This window comes from Rhodococcoides sp. S146-33 (assembly GCF_059489205.1).
In genome coordinates, this window is sequence record NZ_JCAJWY010000012.1 from 57,226 (window position 1) to 75,166 (window position 17,941).

General features: G+C 65.6%; 8 protein-coding genes. 2 read left to right on the forward strand and 6 right to left on the reverse strand.

The annotated features are described in order from the left end of the window. Positions 1–68: 68 nt before the first annotated feature. Positions 69–626, reverse strand: coding sequence for an HNH endonuclease (locus AC5WEY_RS25460; protein ID WP_495648056.1), 558 nt, complete (start codon positions 624–626; stop codon positions 69–71). A gap of 3 nt (positions 627–629) precedes the next feature. Continuing rightward, positions 630–1,094 (reverse strand): hypothetical protein, encoded by a 465-nt coding sequence (locus AC5WEY_RS25465; RefSeq protein ID WP_495648057.1) that lies wholly within the window; start codon positions 1,092–1,094, stop codon positions 630–632. A gap of 202 nt (positions 1,095–1,296) precedes the next feature. Between AC5WEY_RS25465 and mobF the strand changes: the two genes are divergently transcribed. Then, positions 1,297–7,491, forward strand: coding sequence for a MobF family relaxase (gene mobF / locus AC5WEY_RS25470; protein WP_495648058.1), 6,195 nt, complete (start codon positions 1,297–1,299; stop codon positions 7,489–7,491). Positions 7,492–7,536: 45 nt separating this feature from the next. Here mobF and AC5WEY_RS25475 read toward each other — a convergent pair whose 3' ends face one another. Then, positions 7,537–9,093, reverse strand: a complete 1,557-nt coding sequence (locus tag AC5WEY_RS25475) for a hypothetical protein (protein ID WP_495648059.1) — start codon at positions 9,091–9,093, stop codon at positions 7,537–7,539. Positions 9,094–9,155: 62 nt separating this feature from the next. Continuing rightward, on the reverse strand, positions 9,156–10,115 hold the full coding sequence (locus AC5WEY_RS25480) for a hypothetical protein (RefSeq protein ID WP_141215010.1): 960 nt from the start codon (positions 10,113–10,115) through the stop codon (positions 9,156–9,158). 416 nt (positions 10,116–10,531) lie between these two features. Between AC5WEY_RS25480 and AC5WEY_RS25485 the strand changes: the two genes are divergently transcribed. After that, complete coding sequence (locus tag AC5WEY_RS25485) at positions 10,532–10,921, forward strand: hypothetical protein (protein ID WP_094642651.1); 390 nt, start codon at positions 10,532–10,534, stop codon at positions 10,919–10,921. Between the two features lie 75 nt (positions 10,922–10,996). Here the strand turns inward: AC5WEY_RS25485 and AC5WEY_RS25490 are convergent, their stop codons facing one another. Beyond that, positions 10,997–17,143 carry a helicase-like domain-containing protein gene (locus tag AC5WEY_RS25490; protein ID WP_495648060.1) on the reverse strand — a complete coding sequence of 2,049 codons (6,147 nt, stop codon included), beginning with the start codon at positions 17,141–17,143 and terminating at the stop codon, positions 10,997–10,999. Positions 17,144–17,169: 26 nt separating this feature from the next. Further along, entirely contained in the window at positions 17,170–17,784 is a 615-nt protein-coding gene (locus AC5WEY_RS25495) for a hypothetical protein (RefSeq protein WP_032386854.1), read from the reverse strand. Positions 17,785–17,941 lie beyond the last annotated feature (157 nt).

Sequence of the window (17,941 nt, forward strand, 5' to 3'; positions counted from 1 at the left end):
GCAGCGGCCCGAAGCCTGATGGATCACTGTGTACCGCGCGCCACCGACAACTTGTCGGCGGCGATGTCTTAGAACAGGGTCGGTGGTGCTTGTGCGTCGAAGCTGTATCCGGCTAGGGCGGCGCGCAATCGGTCGGCGTCGTAGCCGTCGCGCAGTGCCTCGCGGATCGCTACGGCTCGTCCGTATCGTCCGCGTGGATCGCCGCCTGCCGGTGTCGGTCCGATGTGCCGGCCGACGGCTACAGCGTGCGCGAGGTTGGCCGACTGGGTGCCGCGTTTGAGGTGACCGTCGGCCACCCGCACGCACAGTGTTTCGTCGCAGTCGTGCTCACCGACGATCCCGTCACCGAGGTCGCCGTATTCGAGCAGAAGCGCGAACCGGTGCGCGGACAATGTGCGTGGTGTGTCGCCGTCGGTGAAGGTAAATCTGCCGTAGCCGTCGGGGTGGCTCACCGAGCCCCGCCACAAAAAATGGTCTGGACATTTGACGACCTTCGTCCAAAACCTCGCCACGGTCTTCGCAGTCAACGGCTCCTGCAGCGGTCGCCACACCCGACGAACCGGCTGCGGCTCAGCGGCGTCGGTGTCGTCGCCGAACAACGCCAGTTGCATCACCGGAGCGCTCACCGGTTACCCCTGACTCGTCGCGGGCTCGGCGGCCGGGGCGCTGTCGACGGTCGCGGTCTTGCTCGTCGTTGCATCCTCGGTCGCCGCCGGGTCGGCGGCATCGGGCGCAACCGATCCGTCGCGAGAATCTGCCGCCGCATCCGAGTCGGAGACCGAGGCGTCGTCGCCGCTGTCCGTGCCTGCCGACGTCAATGCGGCGTCGGCGAGAAGCGCCAGAAGTTTGCGTGCTTCGCCGGTCGTGATGCCCGCGAGAGTTGCAGCGGCGCTGAGTGTTCCTTCCCGCCCCCGGATGTCGTCGAGCGCGCGCGCCATCGCCAGCCGGGCCGCGTCGATCTGCTCGGCAGCAGCGAAGTAGTCCGTCAACGAGCCCATGTTCTTCTCGTCGCGTGCCTTGCGGTCGGCGACGACTTTTTGCTGCGCTGCCCGTGCCCGAGCACGCGCAGTCATCCGAGCCTGAGTCGACGCCATGCCGCCCACCCTAACCCCGAACACCCTCGAATTCACAGATCCTGACACAATCTCCCGCCACATCACCGATCCACCACCCCCGAAACCCCAGTTCACAATCAGCCCTCTCCACTGCCACCGAATACCGATCCAAAGCCAAAACCAACCCACAGACCTCATGCATTTAGGCCACTTCGCCGATTTCGCTGGTAGGGTCCGGTCCATGATGGGTCTGCACAAGCTCACCGCTGGGGACGGGTATACGTACCTGACCAGGCAGGTTGCAGCGGCAGATTCCACCGAACGAGGGGCCGCCTCACTGGCCGAGTACTACTCCGAAAAAGGGGAGTCACCGGGCCGCTGGACCGGCTCCGGTCTCGCCGAGCTGGAGACGATCGGCGCAGGGGAGCACGTCTCCGAGGCGCACATGAAGGCGCTGTTCGGTGACGGACTGCACCCCGAGGCCGACACGATGTACGCGGAAAAGTTCGCGGCCGAGCTCGCTGCCGGTGCCTCGACGAAGAACGCCGAGCGCGCGGCATCGGCGGCGATCAAGCTCGGACGCGCGTTCAAGATCGACAACGGCGCATCGGACTATCGAATCGCGTGCGCGAAGGCGTTCGTCGAGCACAACCTCGCGGCCGGCGAGAAATGGAACGCACCGATCGACGGCGACGAGCGCGCGACGATCCGCACCCGCGTCGCACGCGAGATGTTCGAGCGCGAGTACGGACGCGCCCCGGCCGACGAGCGCGAACTGTCCGGGTGGGTCGCCAAATCGGGGCGGCAGAACACCAAAGCCGTCGCCGGATTCGACCTCACGTTCACGCCCGTCAAGTCGGTGTCGGCGCTGTGGGCGGTTGCGCCGCGAGAGATCTCCCAGGAAATCGAAGCAGCACACGACGCCGCGATCGCAGCCGCACTCGACTACCTCGAAGAGCACGCCTGCTTCACCCGTCTCGGCAACGGCGGTGTCGCGCAAGTCGACGCGAACGGATTGATCGCCGCAGCCTTCACCCACCGCGATTCGCGCGCGGGGGATCCGAACCTGCACACCCACGTCGCGATCTCGAACAAGGTCTCCACGACCCTGCCGGACGGGACAACGAAGTGGCTCGCGCTCGACGGGGCCGCGTTGTACCGCAACAACGTTCCCGCCTCCGAGGTCTACAACACCGCCCTCGAAGCGCAACTGCGTGAACGCATCGGAGTCGACTTCACTGAGCGCCCGAGCGAGGACCGGTCGAAGCGGCCCGTCCGTGAAATCGTCGGCCTCGATACCCGTCTGGCGGAGCGCTGGTCTTCGCGTAACGCCGCCATCGTCGTGCGCACCGCCGAACTCGCACGCGAGTTCCAGGCCGAGCATCACCGCGAACCGACCGCCATCGAAGCGATCCGGCTTGCGCAGCGCGCGACACTGGAAACCCGGCAGGCCAAACACGAACCGCGCTCGCACGCCGAGCAACGCGGAGGGTGGCGCGCAGAGGCGATCGACGTACTCGGATCACCGAAAGCACTGTCGAAAATGGTCGCCGAGGTGACCGGCAAGAGACGCACCCGGGCGAGCGTGGACATCGACGACCCGCGCTGGATCGACTACACCGCCGCCGAAGTCGTCGAGGTCGTTTCCCGCGCGCGCTCGCGCTACCAACGGCACAACATTCGCGCCGAAGCGATCCGTCAGGTCCGCACCGCCAACCCGCCGGCAGATCGCATCACCGACCTCGTCGAGGCGATCACCGACCGCGCCTGCGGCACCGACCTCGCCGTCACTCTCGGCGACGAACTCAGTGACGACGTCGCCGCAGACATCGCCCCGAATGTGATGCGTCGACGCGACGGCCGCGACGTGCACACCCGCCACGAAGCAACCCTGTTCACCACCAATGCCGTCCTCGATGCCGAGACGCGCATCGTCGCCCTTGCGCAGCGCAACGACGGTGTTGCAGTGGCCGACGAGCATGTGGAGATGGCGCTGCTCGAGTCCGCTGCGAACGGACGCGAACTCAACGTCGGACAGCGCTCACTGGTGCGCGCGATGGCTACGTCCGGTGCGAAACTTCAGCTCGCACTCGCACCCGCCGGAACCGGCAAGACCACCGCCATGACCGCACTGACACGGTCGTGGCAGAACGCAGGCGGGCACGTCGTCGGGTTCGCGCCGACCGCTGCCGCTGCCGCAGTTTTGCGTCAAGATATCTTGACGACTACCGATACGTTGGCGAAGTTCGTCGACATCACCAAGCGGTTGCGTAACGGCGATCCGGTGTCCGTTCCCGAGTGGTACACCAACATCGGACCGGACACTCTCGTCATCGTCGACGAAGCCGGAATGACCGGCACCCTCGACCTCGACGACGCAGTCACCGCCCTCGCCGAACGCGGTGCAACGGTGCGGTTGATCGGAGACGATCAACAGCTCGCGTCCGTCGCATCCGGGGGCGTGCTGCGCGACATCCACGACCGCGTCGGCGCACTCACCCTCTCGCAGGTGGTGCGCTTCCGCGACAAAGCAACCGGCGCGGCCGAAGGCGCGGCATCGCTCGCACTGCGTGACGGCGACGACGCCGCGATCGGCTTCTACATCGACCACTCCCGGCTGCACGTCGGCTCGATCGCCACCGTCACCGACGACGCCTACAGCGCGTGGAGCGCCGACCGCGCCGCCGGCAAGGACGCACTGCTGCTCGCCCCCACCCGTGAACTCGTCGCCGAACTCAACACCCGCGCCCGCGCCGACCGCCTCGCCGCCACCGACACGAAAGTCGGACGTGAAGCCGTCCTCGCCGACGGCCTCCGCGCCAGCGTCGGGGACATCGTCCGCACCCGATCCAACGACCGCCGCAACCCGCTCTCGCAAACCGACTGGGTCCGCAACGGTGACCGCTGGACCGTCGAGAACGTCGGCCGCGACGGATCACTCGTAGTACGCCACCTCGAACTCGGACGCACCGTCACCCTGTTACCGGACTACGTCCAGTCCGCCACCGAACTCGGCTACGCCGGAACCGTGCACTCCGCGCAGGGTTCGACCGCCGACACCTGCCACGTCGTGGCCACCGGCGACGAAACCCGTCAGCTCGCCTACGTCGCCCTCACACGCGGGCGACTGAACAACCACATGTATCTCGCGACCGCATCGGACGGCGACCTGCACACCGCGATGACCGAACGCGGAATGCTGCCCCCGACCGCCGTCGACGACTTCCGGGCGATCCTGCGCCGCGACGGTGCACAGGTCTCCGCGCACTCGACTCTCGCTGCCGCCGCCGACCCACACACGCATCTGGCACCGGCTGCGAACGCTTACGACTACTCCGTCGCCACCGCCTGCGAAGTCCTCGCCGGACCCACCGTGATGGCCGCGATCGACACCGCCGCCGACACTGCGATCGCCGGCCTCACCGACGACGCCGCATGGCCGGTCCTGCGTGGACACCTCGCGATCCTCGCCGCGCACGGACGCGACCCGGTCGACGCACTGAACACCGCAATCAGCGAACGCGAACTCGGTACCGCCTTCGACCGGGCCGCTGTCCTGGATTGGCGGCTCGACTCCACCGGACGCCATTCCACCGCGCGTGGAGCATCGGCGCAGGGACCGTTGCCGTGGCTGCCCGCCATCCCCGAGGTATTGCGCAAAGAACCGGAGTGGGCGAGCTACCTGGACGCCCGCGCCGACGCCATCACCGGTCATCGAGGCCGCATCGCCGCCGACGTCGCCACGTGGACACCGACGACTGCACCGGTGTGGGCGCGTCCGTTGCTCACCGACGAGCCCGACCGGGGGCTGCTCACCGATCTCGCGGTGTTCCGCGCCGCACACGGCGTCGACCCGGCCGACCGTCGTCCGACCGGACCCGAGCAGCTCGCCGCCGCATCGGTGAAAGCGCAACGCAGCCTCGACCGCCGCGCCGAGACCGTCATCGGCACCACCAACGACGCCGTGAAGCGGTGGCGTCCGTTCGTCGACGAACTCGACACCCACATCGCCCGCGATCCGTACTTCCCGATCCTCGCCGACCGACTCTCCGCAGCCGCCCGCGCCGGAATCGAAGTCCACACCCTCGTCCGCGACTCCCTCGCCACGTCGCCGCTACCGGACGAGCTGCCCGCTGCCGCTCTGTGGTGGCGACTGTCCGGTGAACTCTCCGCCGCCGCGGTCGACGCCGACACCGACGGCTCGGTCCTCGCACCATCGTGGGCACCGGTATTGACCGAACTGCTCGGCTACACCGCCGCTGTCCGGGTGATGTCCGATGCGGCGTGGCCCTCGCTCGTGGCGACCGTCGACGACGCCGACCCGACCCTGTGGACCCCGGGGCAGTTGCTCGGAACGGCGTACGAGTTCCTGCACGGCGGTATCGACCCGGTCGATCACGGTGTCACCCTGCCCGCCCACGAACTCGCCACCGCATTGGCATGGCGGGCCGAGATGCTGGTGCGTGAGAACCACCTCGCCCGCACCTACACCCCGCCGCCCATCGAGCCACTGTCGGTCGAGGACGAAGAAGCCTCCTCCCCGCTCGACGAGACGATCGGCGACACCACCGCCGACGTGTTGCCGGCCGAGTTCGCCGATCCGGACAACCTCCCGGCACCGGTCAACGCGCCCACAGCAGCAGTCGACGCAGCCGCGCCGACGATCCCGCTGGTCAGTGACGCTGACTACCTCGCCTCCCTCGACGCACTCGACGCCCCGGTCGACTACGACCAAGCACCACCACCGGAGTACGTCAGCGGGTACGACGAGTACACCGGTTCCGACGTCGTCGAGTCCGGTGCAGACGATGCCGAAGCCGACGTGTGGGATGAATTGCGCTCGCAGATCGAGACGATCGAGCTGCCATACCCGACGGTCACCACCGACGAACGAGTACGACTGCTCACCGCTGATCTCGACGACGCAAAGGTCAAGTACCGGGAGCTACGTGCGCGGATTTCCGACGGCACCAGCTCGGCACAGTTCCATGCCCGCACGATGCTCGCCGAGCTGCAGGAGCGAGCCGACCGGCAACGACCCGCCCGGATCGAGATGCTCGACACCCGCCAGGAGTGGACCGACCGCGAGTTCGAGGCCGAAGCGCTCTGGCATCACATCGACACCGTCATCCGGCCCGCCGTTGCCGCCGACGTTGCGGCTGCCGGGGACGATGACGATGCCCGCGCCCTCGCGCAGCGTGGTCTCGATTGGGAGATCTGGCGCGCCGGATTCGTCGACGACACCGCGACGGCCGCCCGTGCGCGGGCACACGCCGCTGCCGCGGAGTACGAGCGGGTCACCGCGGCCGGCGGGGGAGAAGCCACCGCCGTCGACGTCACCACCGCACGCCTCGCGGCTGAGAGCATCGACCTCGCTGCTCTCGCTGATCTCAAGGCCGATGTGGACCGCACCGAAGCGATGCTGTGGCGGGCAGAACAGGCAGCGAAGCGTGTAGCGATGACCGATACCTCGGCCCCGTCGACGCGGGTGCAACCTGCCGCCGAGGTCGTCGACGCACCACAAATCGATACCGTGGTCGAGCAGCTCGAGCGCGAAGCGCCTGCCCCGACAGAACTGGCGGTGGAGGACACCAGCGAGACCACCAACGATCCGCAACCGGTGCTCTCGCCGGCGGACGCCGCCTTGCTCGCGAAGATGCAGCAAGACCCGATCCGACTTGTCCCGGACGCGGAGTTGATCGCGTTCGTCGACCGTGCTGGACGATCGCGCACCGCACCGACCGTCGTCGCGGACACGGAGAAGCTGTATGCCAGGCTCGACGAGCAAGCTGCAGCGATTGCCGCAGCCCGAGAGCTCGCGGCGGAACTGCGCCGGATCGGGGCAGAACACGAGGCGGCGCGCACCGAACACGCTGCACTCACCGGACGTTTGTCGACCGCCAAACGGCGCGACCGCAAGACCCTCGAACCTGCCGTCGCTGACGCCCGACTACGGGAAGAGCGCCTCGCCCGACAGGCCCGCGACACCCAACGCGCAGCTCAGGACGCCATCGGACGTGTTCAGACAGAGAACAGTGAATGGTCCGCCATCGTGCAGCGCGCGACCGATCCGGACCGTCGTGCCGCCGACCTTGCCGCCGCGGCTGTGTTCGACACCGCCATCACCGAACGAGGCCGGCGTCTGCGGGCAGTGACGTTGGCCGGAGAACGCCATGCTGCCGAACAGCGCGTGCGTGCCGTCATCGGTACCGCACGCGCGGTTGCGGCCTCTCCGATCGAAGGGCTCACCGACACCGACAACCGTGTCACCGGCATCGAACCAGGCGATTCGGACGCGCAAAAGCGAATCGCGCGCCTGGTCGCCGACGCGCCTAGCCCCGGGCGGTCACACACCCGCACGCAGTCAATGCATCCGGAACGCCAGTCCGACCCTGTCGTCACCGAACGCCAGCACGATAACGACTACGGACTCTGATCTTCCGAATACCGGAACATCGGTGTGGCCAGTTCTGCGTTGGGGTCACTCATCAGTTTCTGTCTGTACAGCGGCCAATTCGGCGGCGACCGCGGCGGCTGCAACCTCGGCCATGAGCTTGATGAACGCAGCGCTGTCCGGGCTCAACCTGTATGGAGGGGACACGTAGATGACGTCATCGTCTCCCAGCCGCACTTCGGCAGACGAGTCGTAAAGGCACTCGATACCACCGGCAATCACCAATTCATCGTTGGGTCCGACAGCGAAGCTAGCGGACCAGACTGCACCGTTGCCTGCAGCGGAGTCGGGGTGCGGGTGCTCGAAGTGAATACTCGCGACCAGCTGCCCGGCCGCAGTGACCAAGGTCTTGCGAGCGGGTACGCTCCCGCCCCCGACTGCAGGGTCGTCTTGGACGCGGGTGTCCGTCAACTCGCTCAGATAATCGGCCAGCCATTCCTGTGCATCCGCGTCATCACCGAAATCCAAGTCCAAGTCAGCGGCGACTGCTCGATCGACCTGGCGAACGTCCACTACGTCCGTACCCCGAAATTCCGCGACGCATCCGATCTGGAGCAGAGTGTCCACTTCGTCGTTGCCTGGGAAGATCGAGCCGTCGCGATTGTCGACTGTGTACCCCTCGACCTCAATGACGGTGTCCAATGTCAGATCGAACGAGGCGTAGCGGATGTCTCCAGTTTCGGACTCGTCGATACCTACGCCTGAGATGCCCACGACATGCGAGTTGGGATGGACTTGAACGGCGGTCACCTGATCGAACTGTGCACCAGGATCAGAGGGCAATCCTGATAGATCAATGTCGGCAACCAACCTGGTCGCCCACGATTCCGCCGGCACGCCGTGTCCGTCCTCGCCGTCGTGTAGATCCTGCTCTGCTTCTCGAAAATATCTAAGGATGGCGCTGTGGACCTCAGCGTTCTCTCGCCTCTGTTCGGCTTCTTGATTCCGTTCGGCATGAAAGGACGCGAGACCGTCCATCAACGCCTTTTCGTTCCCGAACACCTTGACATCTTGACCACCAGGGATGGTGCCAAGGGTCTTGTAGATGTCGGGTTTGTTGCTGCTCAGAAATGCGAGTTCACCGACCCTGTGCCGTCCGATGTGCTCTGTCGAGTCGCGCACCAGTGCCGAGTCGGCGGCTCCGGTCTTGACTCCGTCTTTTCGTGCCCCGGGACCCGTCAGAAGAATCTGATCTTTGAGGGCCTGTATGGCAGACCCGCCGTGCACCGGGACGACCTCGACGTTCGGCATTCGCCTTAAGGTTTCCTCGATCGCGCTGGCAATTTCAGGTCTGGTCAGCGTCTTCGTCGGGGCAACTGGCATCTCGGGGATGTTCAGACGGTCGAGTCTGCGGAGCGCTGGTAGCACTTCCGCTTGTGTTGCCGCAGCGTGGTCGGCCCATTCCCAGGTGACTACTTGAGGAACCCACAACTGCACGCCCTGGGCAGCGAGGCGCGCCGCGAGCCCCTGTACCCACAAGGCGTCGAACTCTCCTTTGTGCCCGGACATGTTGGTGTCCAGGACGACGAACCGCGCGTGTACGGGATCGGCCTCAGCAGGTTCTTCGGGCGCGCCTTCGGTCATGCCTCATTGAACCAGAACCGCACGGCGACCTGCGGTTTCTGCGTTTGCGGCACAGGACCTGGCTACACGGGCTCGAACTCAATGGGTCGTGCAATCTTGTTGAAAGTCAGGTGAGGTGATGGATTGACGACCAAACCACGTGTTTCCGCGTGGAAGCTCTCGATGTCCGCAATGTTCTTGACAATCGTCGCCCACCGCAAGTAGGCGATGTCATCGATTCGTCGTAGGTAGTTCAGGACGCCGACGCCGAGTTGGCTGGTGGTGACGACGGTCTGTCCAGCTAACGGACGAAGAACCAACCACGTGACGTACTGCGCGACCTGAGGGGCGTGCGGCCGCCCCTTCATTGCCTTGCGGACACTGTCGAGGAACTTCTTGGGCCCGAAATCGACAGTCTCACGCTGGGATTCGGCTCCTGAGGGTTGCTTGACTACAAGGCGAGGAGTCCATGCGGTGGCACGCGGAGTCCAGCTCTCCCGATCCACGGTCGGGCGTTCGACTTGATCGTGACCGGAGATCAAATCTGGGTACTCGTCACCGAGCCATGCCAGGACGTCCTCCGCGCGAGCCCACCCCGGCCGACCGCGCTTCCCACGTGCCCGATAGTCCATCGCGTAGAGCACGTGCAGCATGTGGTGACCATTTTCCTTGAGGTAGTGCTCGACTGCATCGCGAATCACTACGACGTCCATGACGAGAACTGTTTCGGTGGTCCCGTCCTTCGTCGTGCGTTCGATCTTCTCGAGTACGCCCTGCGTGCGCATTCGCGCACGTAGCGCGTCGATGGTTCCGGCGACGATCTCCTCGGCACGCTCCTCGCTGACCCGGAGGAACGTTCTCTCGACGACATCGTTGCGCAGCAGTTCTCGGTCGAAATAGCCGCCGATGGATCCGTCACCGTTACGCAGTCGAGCATCCTCGAGCTCCCACCCGATCGAGGACTCGATCGTTCTGTAGCGATGCCCGTTTGTGCACAGGCGGTCTCGCTTCAAGCCCTCCGGTATCGCCACGGTTCGCGTCACCCTCGTATCCGACGCACACAATGCACACAACATCCGTCGTTCCTCCGTCGCTGTCCGTTCGAGCCCCATCTGCCACAGGGGTCACGCCATGACGGCGCAGGCCATGGCTATATGCGCTAACTAGCGTAACTGTGTGGTCAGACGCGCACAAGAGTTGCGTATCTGTACAACATGGAACTGATCAGAACTAGTGTATCGGGCGCTATTGCCACGTTATTGCGTTGTGAGGCAGTCTTATTCGCGTGGCACCGGGACGTACCGCACTGCACGCGAGATTGCAGAAAGACCCCTTCGGGAACCTCTGCATCGCTTATTTGTGCAGTCGTGGTTCGCCCGCCCACGGACGACCGTGACCATCGGTGCGTCTAGATAGGCATCGCGACCACATAACGATGCCCCTGCCGGAAGGAAGACCGATGACGGTCATCACCGACAAACCCCGTTCGTTGCTACTCAAGATTCGCGTTGCTTTCGTCGTGGGACTGGCGTCTTTGTTCGTAGTTGCCGGAGCCGGGGCGGCATCCGCTGGCCCCCCGACGTATCCGATCGTCGATGTCCAGACAGGGGCTGCTGCCCGCACGGCCCCATCCACTGCATCGGGCACCCTTCGTGGATATGTGACCTGGCACGGCAATACTCAGCCGTCGTGGGTCAAGTGCTGGCAGGACGGCGATTGGGCCACCGGCAATTACCGCACCAACCGATGGTTCCTTGTCTACGTCAACGAGACGCGAGATATTGCTCCGCAGTGGCTGTACGTGCACGCGTCGTACGTCTACAACCAGAAAATCGTGGGAAGGTGCTGACGCTCACGACCATCTGAACACCATTGACAGAACAAGCTGCCCCGGAACGAGACCTCGTTCCGGGGCAGCTTGTTTCTACATGTCGAGGTCGTATCCGTTGTCAGGTTCGTGACCCGGCTCCGGCCCCTCGTTCTCGGTACCCTTCCATGGCTTGGCGGGCCCCGGACCGTCTTCTACCGCGCGGAGAAAGTGTCCGGGCCGAGTCGATGTGTCGCCCGGTTGCCGATGTTCGCTTCCTCCTGCGCTCTGCGCGCTCGCATGTTGAGCAGCCACGGATTTGGCGTGCATCATGGCCCGCACTTCGTCCGCGCTTCCCATTCCGAGTTCTTCGACAAGGGCTTTGGTGGGATTGAGCATCAGCGACCACTTCGGCTCGCGGCCCTTCGCTGCGGCGCGTTCGGCACGGGCCGCGTCGCGCGCGAGGGCTTCTGGGCTGGTCTCGGCGTCCTTGATTTCGCGCCGCAGCCGCGTCACTTCGTTCGAGAGGTCCTTGAGCTGTACTGCTTTCGGGAAGTCCGAGAGCTCGATCAGTTCGAGGTCGTCGAGGCGTTGTTCGTCTCGATCGAGTGAGCGTTCGGCCTTGGCCAGGTCGGTGTCGACGGTGTATGCCATGTTCTCCACCCGCGTGAGCAGGCCGAGTGAATGTTGGCTGCGATCGCCGTCCCCGATCCTCGGATACAGATCGTGGGCTTCGATGACCTTCGTTGACGACCCGAGACCGGAGAAGGACAGATACAGCGCACTGTCCTGGGCCGGGCGAGAGGCCTCGATCGGGAATCCGCTCATCTCCGCGATCACCATCGTCTTGGTCAACCCTTCGCCCTTGAGGGACTGGTAGGTGCCCTGCAACGCCGTGGCCATCGCATTTGCGGCGTCACTGCGCTTGTCGTAGAACACCCCGCGGATGGTCATACCGGGCCACTGGTCGACCTCGCGCCGGCCTTTGAGGATCGGTGCTGCTTCTTTCAATCCGGCGACCCGCTGGCGCGCGCGGGGCACTTCACGTCGCAGCCGGTCGCGGTCGCGTTCGATGGAGCGTTGCTCGGCGAAATGCGAATCCGCTTCGGACTGGAGCTCCTGAAGCTGGGAGTCCAGCTCGATCTGCTGGATATACCGATCGTCACCGGTGGCCAGGGCCTTGGTCATGGCCGAGTTCTCGGCGAGCGAATCGCTGTCGAGGTCGACCACCCGCCGCATCGACCTGTCCGCTTTCTTGAGCTGTTCGATGAAGTGCGCCTTGCGGTGCACGGTCTGCCACATGACGGTGTCGAAGGTCTTCTCGGCGACGTAGTTGAACACCTTGACGTGCGCGTTCTGGTTGCCCTGCCGGATGATTCGGCCCTCGCGTTGTTCGAGGTCGGCCGGTCGCCACGGCACGTCGACGTGGTGCAGTGCGATTGCGCGGTCCTGGATGTTGGTGCCGGTGCCCATCTTCTCGGTGGACCCGAACACCACCGATACCTTTCCGGTGCGGCACATCTCGAATAGGCGGGCCTTCTCCGACGGCTTCGGGTAGTCGTGGACGTAGGCGATCCGGGCGGGCTCCATCCCGCCGGCGAGCAGCTCGGCGCGGATCCCGTCGTAGATCGACCAGGACCCGTCGGCTTTCGGGGTGGAGCGGTCGCAGAACACGATCTGCAACGCACCGGGTGTCGGGTGCGGGTCACCGGACGAGTCGAGGTAGGTGTTCTCGCTCGATTCGTTGTGTACGTTCAGGATTCGTTGCGCGACGATGTGCGCGCGCGAATGCTCCGGCGGTGCTGGATCCAGATGCGCGACCCTGGGGTCGAGGGTGGCGTTGCGGCCGTCGTTGGCGACCTTGAGCGCATTGTCGATGTCGGGGCGTTTGGCGTCGGCATTATCGGCCCGGTAGCCGAGGTCGGCGATGAAGTCCTGCACTTCCAGCGCCGGGGTGAACGTGACGTCGGTGTTGCGGCCACCGTCCTTGACGGGCAGGTTCGCCGGCACCTGATCGCGGGTGACGGCGTCGGTGTACACGCTGGTCATGCCGATGAGATCGCCGACGTTGGTGAATTCCCCGACCCGAGTCACTGCCCGCAGTCTCGATCCGGACGAGTTCAGCTCGACTCGTTCGACGGTGTCGGTGAACGTCGCCCCCCAGTCGTTGATCGAGGCTACCCCGGCGTCCTCGAGGAGATCGGGACGCAGGTAGTGCTGCATCACCCACAGTTCGGCGAGGGAGTTCGCGACCGGGGTGCCGGTGGCGAACGTGGCGACTCGCTCGATGTATTCCTCGGGCGGGATGCCTTTGGTGATCGCTTCCTCGCGGCGCATAGACCGCAGATAGTTGAGCTTGAGGTCCATGTCGGTCGCGCGGTGCGAGCCGGAATTGGCGAGCTCGGCGACCCCGGAGGCGCGCGCCAGGTTCTTGAACTCGTGCGCTTCGTCGACGAACAGGTAGTCCGCCCCCGATGCCTCGAACGTGAGCCCGCGGTCCTTCCCGGCCTGTTCGAGGGCGGTTTCGAGTCTTTCTTCGAGCTTGGCTTTCATCGCTTCGAGCCGCTTCTTGGTCAGACCTTCGTCGACGTTGCCGAGTTCGGCGTCCAGCTCGGCGACCTGTCCACGGATGTATTCCGCTTTCGTACCGGGGTCGACCCCGATGGAGGAGAACACCGACCGCGGGACGATGACCATGTCCCAGTCCTGCGAGGCGGACTGGGCGACGAGCAATCGGCGCCCTTCGGCGTCGGTGGCCGCCGATCCGGAGAGGATTCTCGCGCCGGGATACCACTGGCCTGCTTCGCGGACGACCTGGTCGATGATGTGGTTGGGCACCACCACCCACGGCTTGTTCGCCAGCCCGAGGCGCTTGAGCTCCATCGCGCCCATCAAGATGGTGCCGGTCTTGCCGGCCCCGACGACGTGATCGAGGAGCACCGTCGGCTCGGAGACGATCCGGGCGGCGGCGTCGCGTTGATACGGGTACGGCGAGTACTTGTCCCCGAGACCGGGAAAGGACATGTGCGCACCCGAATGCACCGGTGCGACCAGGGAATTGAACTTGTCGTTGTAGATGTCGAGGAGCTGCTCGCGCCGGACCTCGTCGGCGTGCAACGCCCACTGCCCGAACTCCTGGGACAGTCGCCGGGCCTTCGACTGGGCGGCGCGGGTCGCAGCATCGTGGATTGCTCCCGCGCCCGCTCGATCACGAAACTCCTTCGAGCTGGTGATCTCGACGGTGTCGCTGTTGAGCAGGTCCTGGAGAAGCTCTTTCCATGTGTAGTCCCCAGCGCGCATCCCGGCGTTGGCGACACCGCGGTCTTCGGCGGGCCGGTGCTCGAAGTTGAACTTCGTCGACCATGCGTGACGTTTGGGCATCAGCGCCCACTTGAGGTCCTGCTCACTGCTGCCCGGGTAGTGCCCGACAGCGACCTCCCAGCGCCCCGACGCCCGTTCGATGGTGACCGGCACATCGGCCGGTACCTCGAAGGTTTCCCGGACGAACTGGGTGTAGGTCTCGATCGGCACCCACGGCGCACCGAGGGAGACATCGACGTCGGTCTTCCGCGGCGGGATCGCCGCGCTGAGGGCGTCGACGTTGGCCTGGTAGCGGGGATCGAGCGCGGCGACCTCTTCGGCGTCGGCGAGCTTGGTGCGGACATTGCCCGACAGATACGTCGACGACGACACCCATCGGGTCGGGTCCGTCAACGTGCGGAAAGCGCGTCCTTCCATCTGGGTCTCGGCCTGCTCGACGGTGGTCCCGAGTAGCTCCGCGATTCGCCCGACGTCGAGGCGGGCTTGTTCGTCGAGACTGATGGCCATCGCCTCGTCGACGGTCTCGGCGTAGTCCCGCAGCTCACGCGAATGCAGGACGTCGGTGTGGAAGATCGCCGCCTTGCGGGCGGTCATCGTCTCCTCGTCGAAGTGTTCGAGCGCGAAGACCGGCGCGAACGTCGGATCGGTCCGTAGGGCTTTGCCGAGGTGGCTCTGCAGCTTGGTGGGCTGTCGGGGATTGATCCACGCATCGTCGGAGAGCCGGTCGTAGACGTCTTCGGGGATCTCCCCGGCATACGGGTCTCCGGCGACGCCTTCGTCCTTACGCCAGGTGTCGATCAGCTTCGCCAGAGCGGCGTCGTGCTGCGATTCGGTGAGGTCCTTGGGCACGGTCATCGCGAACCGGTTGATCGGCCCGTAGCGGCCGACGTAGGCGTCGTACTGCTCACCCAGGATCTCCCGCAGAGCTTGCCGCTGCCCGGGACTGGTCGCGGCGTCCTTCTGCGACTCGATCAACGCGCGGGTGGTGTCGCGCAGGGCCAGCAACTGTCCCCATTCGGCGACCTGTTTGGCTCCGCGGGTGCTCACCGGCTCCCAGTCGCGGGAGTTCCAACGTTCGATGGTCTCTGCCTGTGCGTCGTGCCGCAGGGTTCCCACCGCGAGGTCCGTCTCCTCGAGGGTGTTCCCGGCGGCGAGCAGACCGCGTTCGAAGTCCTCCCGAGTCGGGCCGAGGGTGTCGCGCCACGATGCGGTATGTCCGAGATCGGCAGCTTTCGCGGCGTCGACGATGGTTCCGAGCCGATCCTCGACCAGGGACGGGAGGTCGACGTCGCTGTCGGGGGCGTCGACCGACAAAGTCTCGTTGCCGTACATCCCGTGCCCGACCCGCAGCTCACCGAGCACCCATTCCGGGTGATCGGTATAGACGGCGTTGATCGGAACGCCCTTGTCCTCGCCGGCATCATCGAGCGCGGTGGCGTTCTCGAGCTGCAAGAACCGCTCGGTCAACGGTGCAGGCTTCGCCCCGTCGGCGCGGCGACGCAACACGAGGATGTCGGTGACGACCTCGGTCCCGGCGACCCGCCGGAATGCGTTGGACGGCAACCTCACTGCGCCGACGAGGTCGCCGAGCGCGGCGATGTCGCGGCGGGCCCGCTGGTTCTGGGCGTCGAGGGTGTAGCGGGAGGTCAGGACGGTGACGTACCCGCCGGGTGCGGTCATCGCCAACGATTTGACGATGAAGTGATTGTGGATCGAGTGCTTGGCCTGGTTGTGGACCGGGTCGTAGAGCCGGTAGTCACCGAACGGGACGTTGCCGATCGCCGCGGTGAACGAGGACGCCGGTGCGGTGGTCTTCTCGAATCCTTCGCCGCGGATCTGCGCGGACGGATTCAACGCGGCGGCGATCGCGGCGGTGGTGGCGTCGAGCTCAACCCCGACCATCTGTGCCGAGGTGGGGGCGTGAGCGATGAATGTTCCCGACCCGCAACCCGGTTCGAGAACACGGCCGCCGGTGAACCCGGCCCGGATCGTGGCCTTCCACATCGCCGCGGCGATGGCCGGGTCGGTGTAGTGAGCGTTGAGGATGGTCCGCTGCGCCTGCGCCCACGCGGTGTCGTCGAGTAGGGCGCGGACCTGCTCGCGTTCGGCGGTCCAGTCGTCGCGGCGCGGGTCGAACACCTGCGGGGTCGCGCCCCAACTCGACCAGCGCGCCAGGACCGCTTGCTCGTCGGCGGTGGCGTAGCGATCCTGCGCGGTCACATCCGCCAGCACCCGCAGCGCCTCGATGTTCGCCGCCACACGGGCTTTCGCTCCGGACGGCACCAGTATCTCGGTGCCCGGCCGGAAATCGACGGGCTCGACATTCCACAATCGCTCGGCGACCGTCTGCGTGTCGACCACCATCCCTTCGGTGGTGTCCGGTACTGCGGTGTTCGGCGTGACGGTCGCAGCTTCGGTCGGTGTAGACGCCGGTGGCTGGGGAGTCGGTTCGATTGTGGGGGAGTCGGTCTCGACGCTGGGCGCGGGAGGGTTCTGCGTGGGGAGGAGTTGGTCGACGCGGCGGCCGTCGACGGCGATCAGGTGCCGACTCTGGTTGCCGTAGCTCACCGCCGCAGCGTGATCGTCGGGCCCGAGGGTCTTCTGATTCTCCTCGGGGATCAACGACACATCGCCTGCACGCCGAAGCTCCATCAGTGCATCGGTGACCTGCTCGGCGGTCAGTGTCCCGTCGAGGTCGGCGCGGATCCGCGCCAGCCGCACATAGGCTTCGTCCTCGCGCGCCAGCCGGCCGTAGGCATCGCGCACGAGTTCCGTCGGTGTCGGTGCCGCGATCTGTACGGCAACGTCCGGTTCGTTGTCGGCAGCGGTCTCGGCGGCGAGGATCTCGGGATCGACCGGGTCGGGGAGCGGTGTCCCGCCGATGTCGGCGGCGTTCGGGTCGATCGGTGCGGCTCCGTCGGCGTCGAACGCGAACAGGTCCAGTTGGGCGTCGGATTCGCTGCGGCGGTTTACTTTCCGCTTGCCGCGTGCTCGGCCACCCTCTCGTCGAGCAGGCTCGTGAACGACGGAAACAGCGAGTGGCTCTGCGACGTCGGGTAGGGCAGGTCGTCCTCGATCCTCGCCTGCAGCAGATGCATCGCGTAGTACCGGAACTGCACCGGCTTGTCTTTCCACAGTGCGTCCGTCAGCCACAATGTCGACTGGATCGGATCCGCGCAGTTCAGCGGGTTGCGCCACCGTTCCGGATCGCTCCGGTGCACCTGGATCCGTGCCCGGTCCCGTTCTGCTTCCGCTTCGGGGCTCTCCTGATCCGGTGGGTAGGCCTCCATCTCCACCGGGAGCTGGTTGTAGATCTCCTCGTTGATCACGAAGTCCGTCGCCTGCGCCCACGCCTGGTTGATCAAGCCCACCTGCTCCATGAACGGGGCCGGCTCCCCGTTCTCCCGCAGATACCTCTCCAGGACCTGGCTCTGCATGTGGACTTTCATGTTGTCGATCCGCTCCGCGATCCGCTCGCTCTCGCGCTCGAGGAACTCCTGCTGATCGTCCGGGTTCAACTCCGGCGGCAGCCCCTGGTGCTCGAGATACAGCTTCATTATTTCTTGCGTTATCGGGTCGATCATGGGTCTCACTGTCCTCTGTCTCGGCGAACAAATCGAGCTGGAAATCGTCGGAATCTTTGGCCATGGTGGGTGCGCTCCTGGAGTCGGGCGAGACGGGCGTACGCGACCCGCACCTGCTGTGGTGGGAGGCGGTCGCTACCGTCGTCGTCGGTCGGAG

Bases quoted from the DNA above. Each gene is read 5' to 3' on its own strand.
- AC5WEY_RS25465 (WP_495648057.1), bottom strand. From the start codon at position 1,094: ATGGCGTCGACTCAGGCTCGGATGACTGCGCGTGCTCGGGCACGGGCA.
- mobF (WP_495648058.1), top strand. From the start codon at position 1,297: ATGATGGGTCTGCACAAGCTCACCGCTGGGGACGGGTATACGTACCTG.
- AC5WEY_RS25475 (WP_495648059.1), bottom strand. From the start codon at position 9,093: ATGACCGAAGGCGCGCCCGAAGAACCTGCTGAGGCCGATCCCGTACAC.
- AC5WEY_RS25485 (WP_094642651.1), top strand. From the start codon at position 10,532: ATGACGGTCATCACCGACAAACCCCGTTCGTTGCTACTCAAGATTCGC.
- AC5WEY_RS25495 (WP_032386854.1), bottom strand. From the start codon at position 17,784: ATGATCGACCCGATAACGCAAGAAATAATGAAGCTGTATCTCGAGCAC.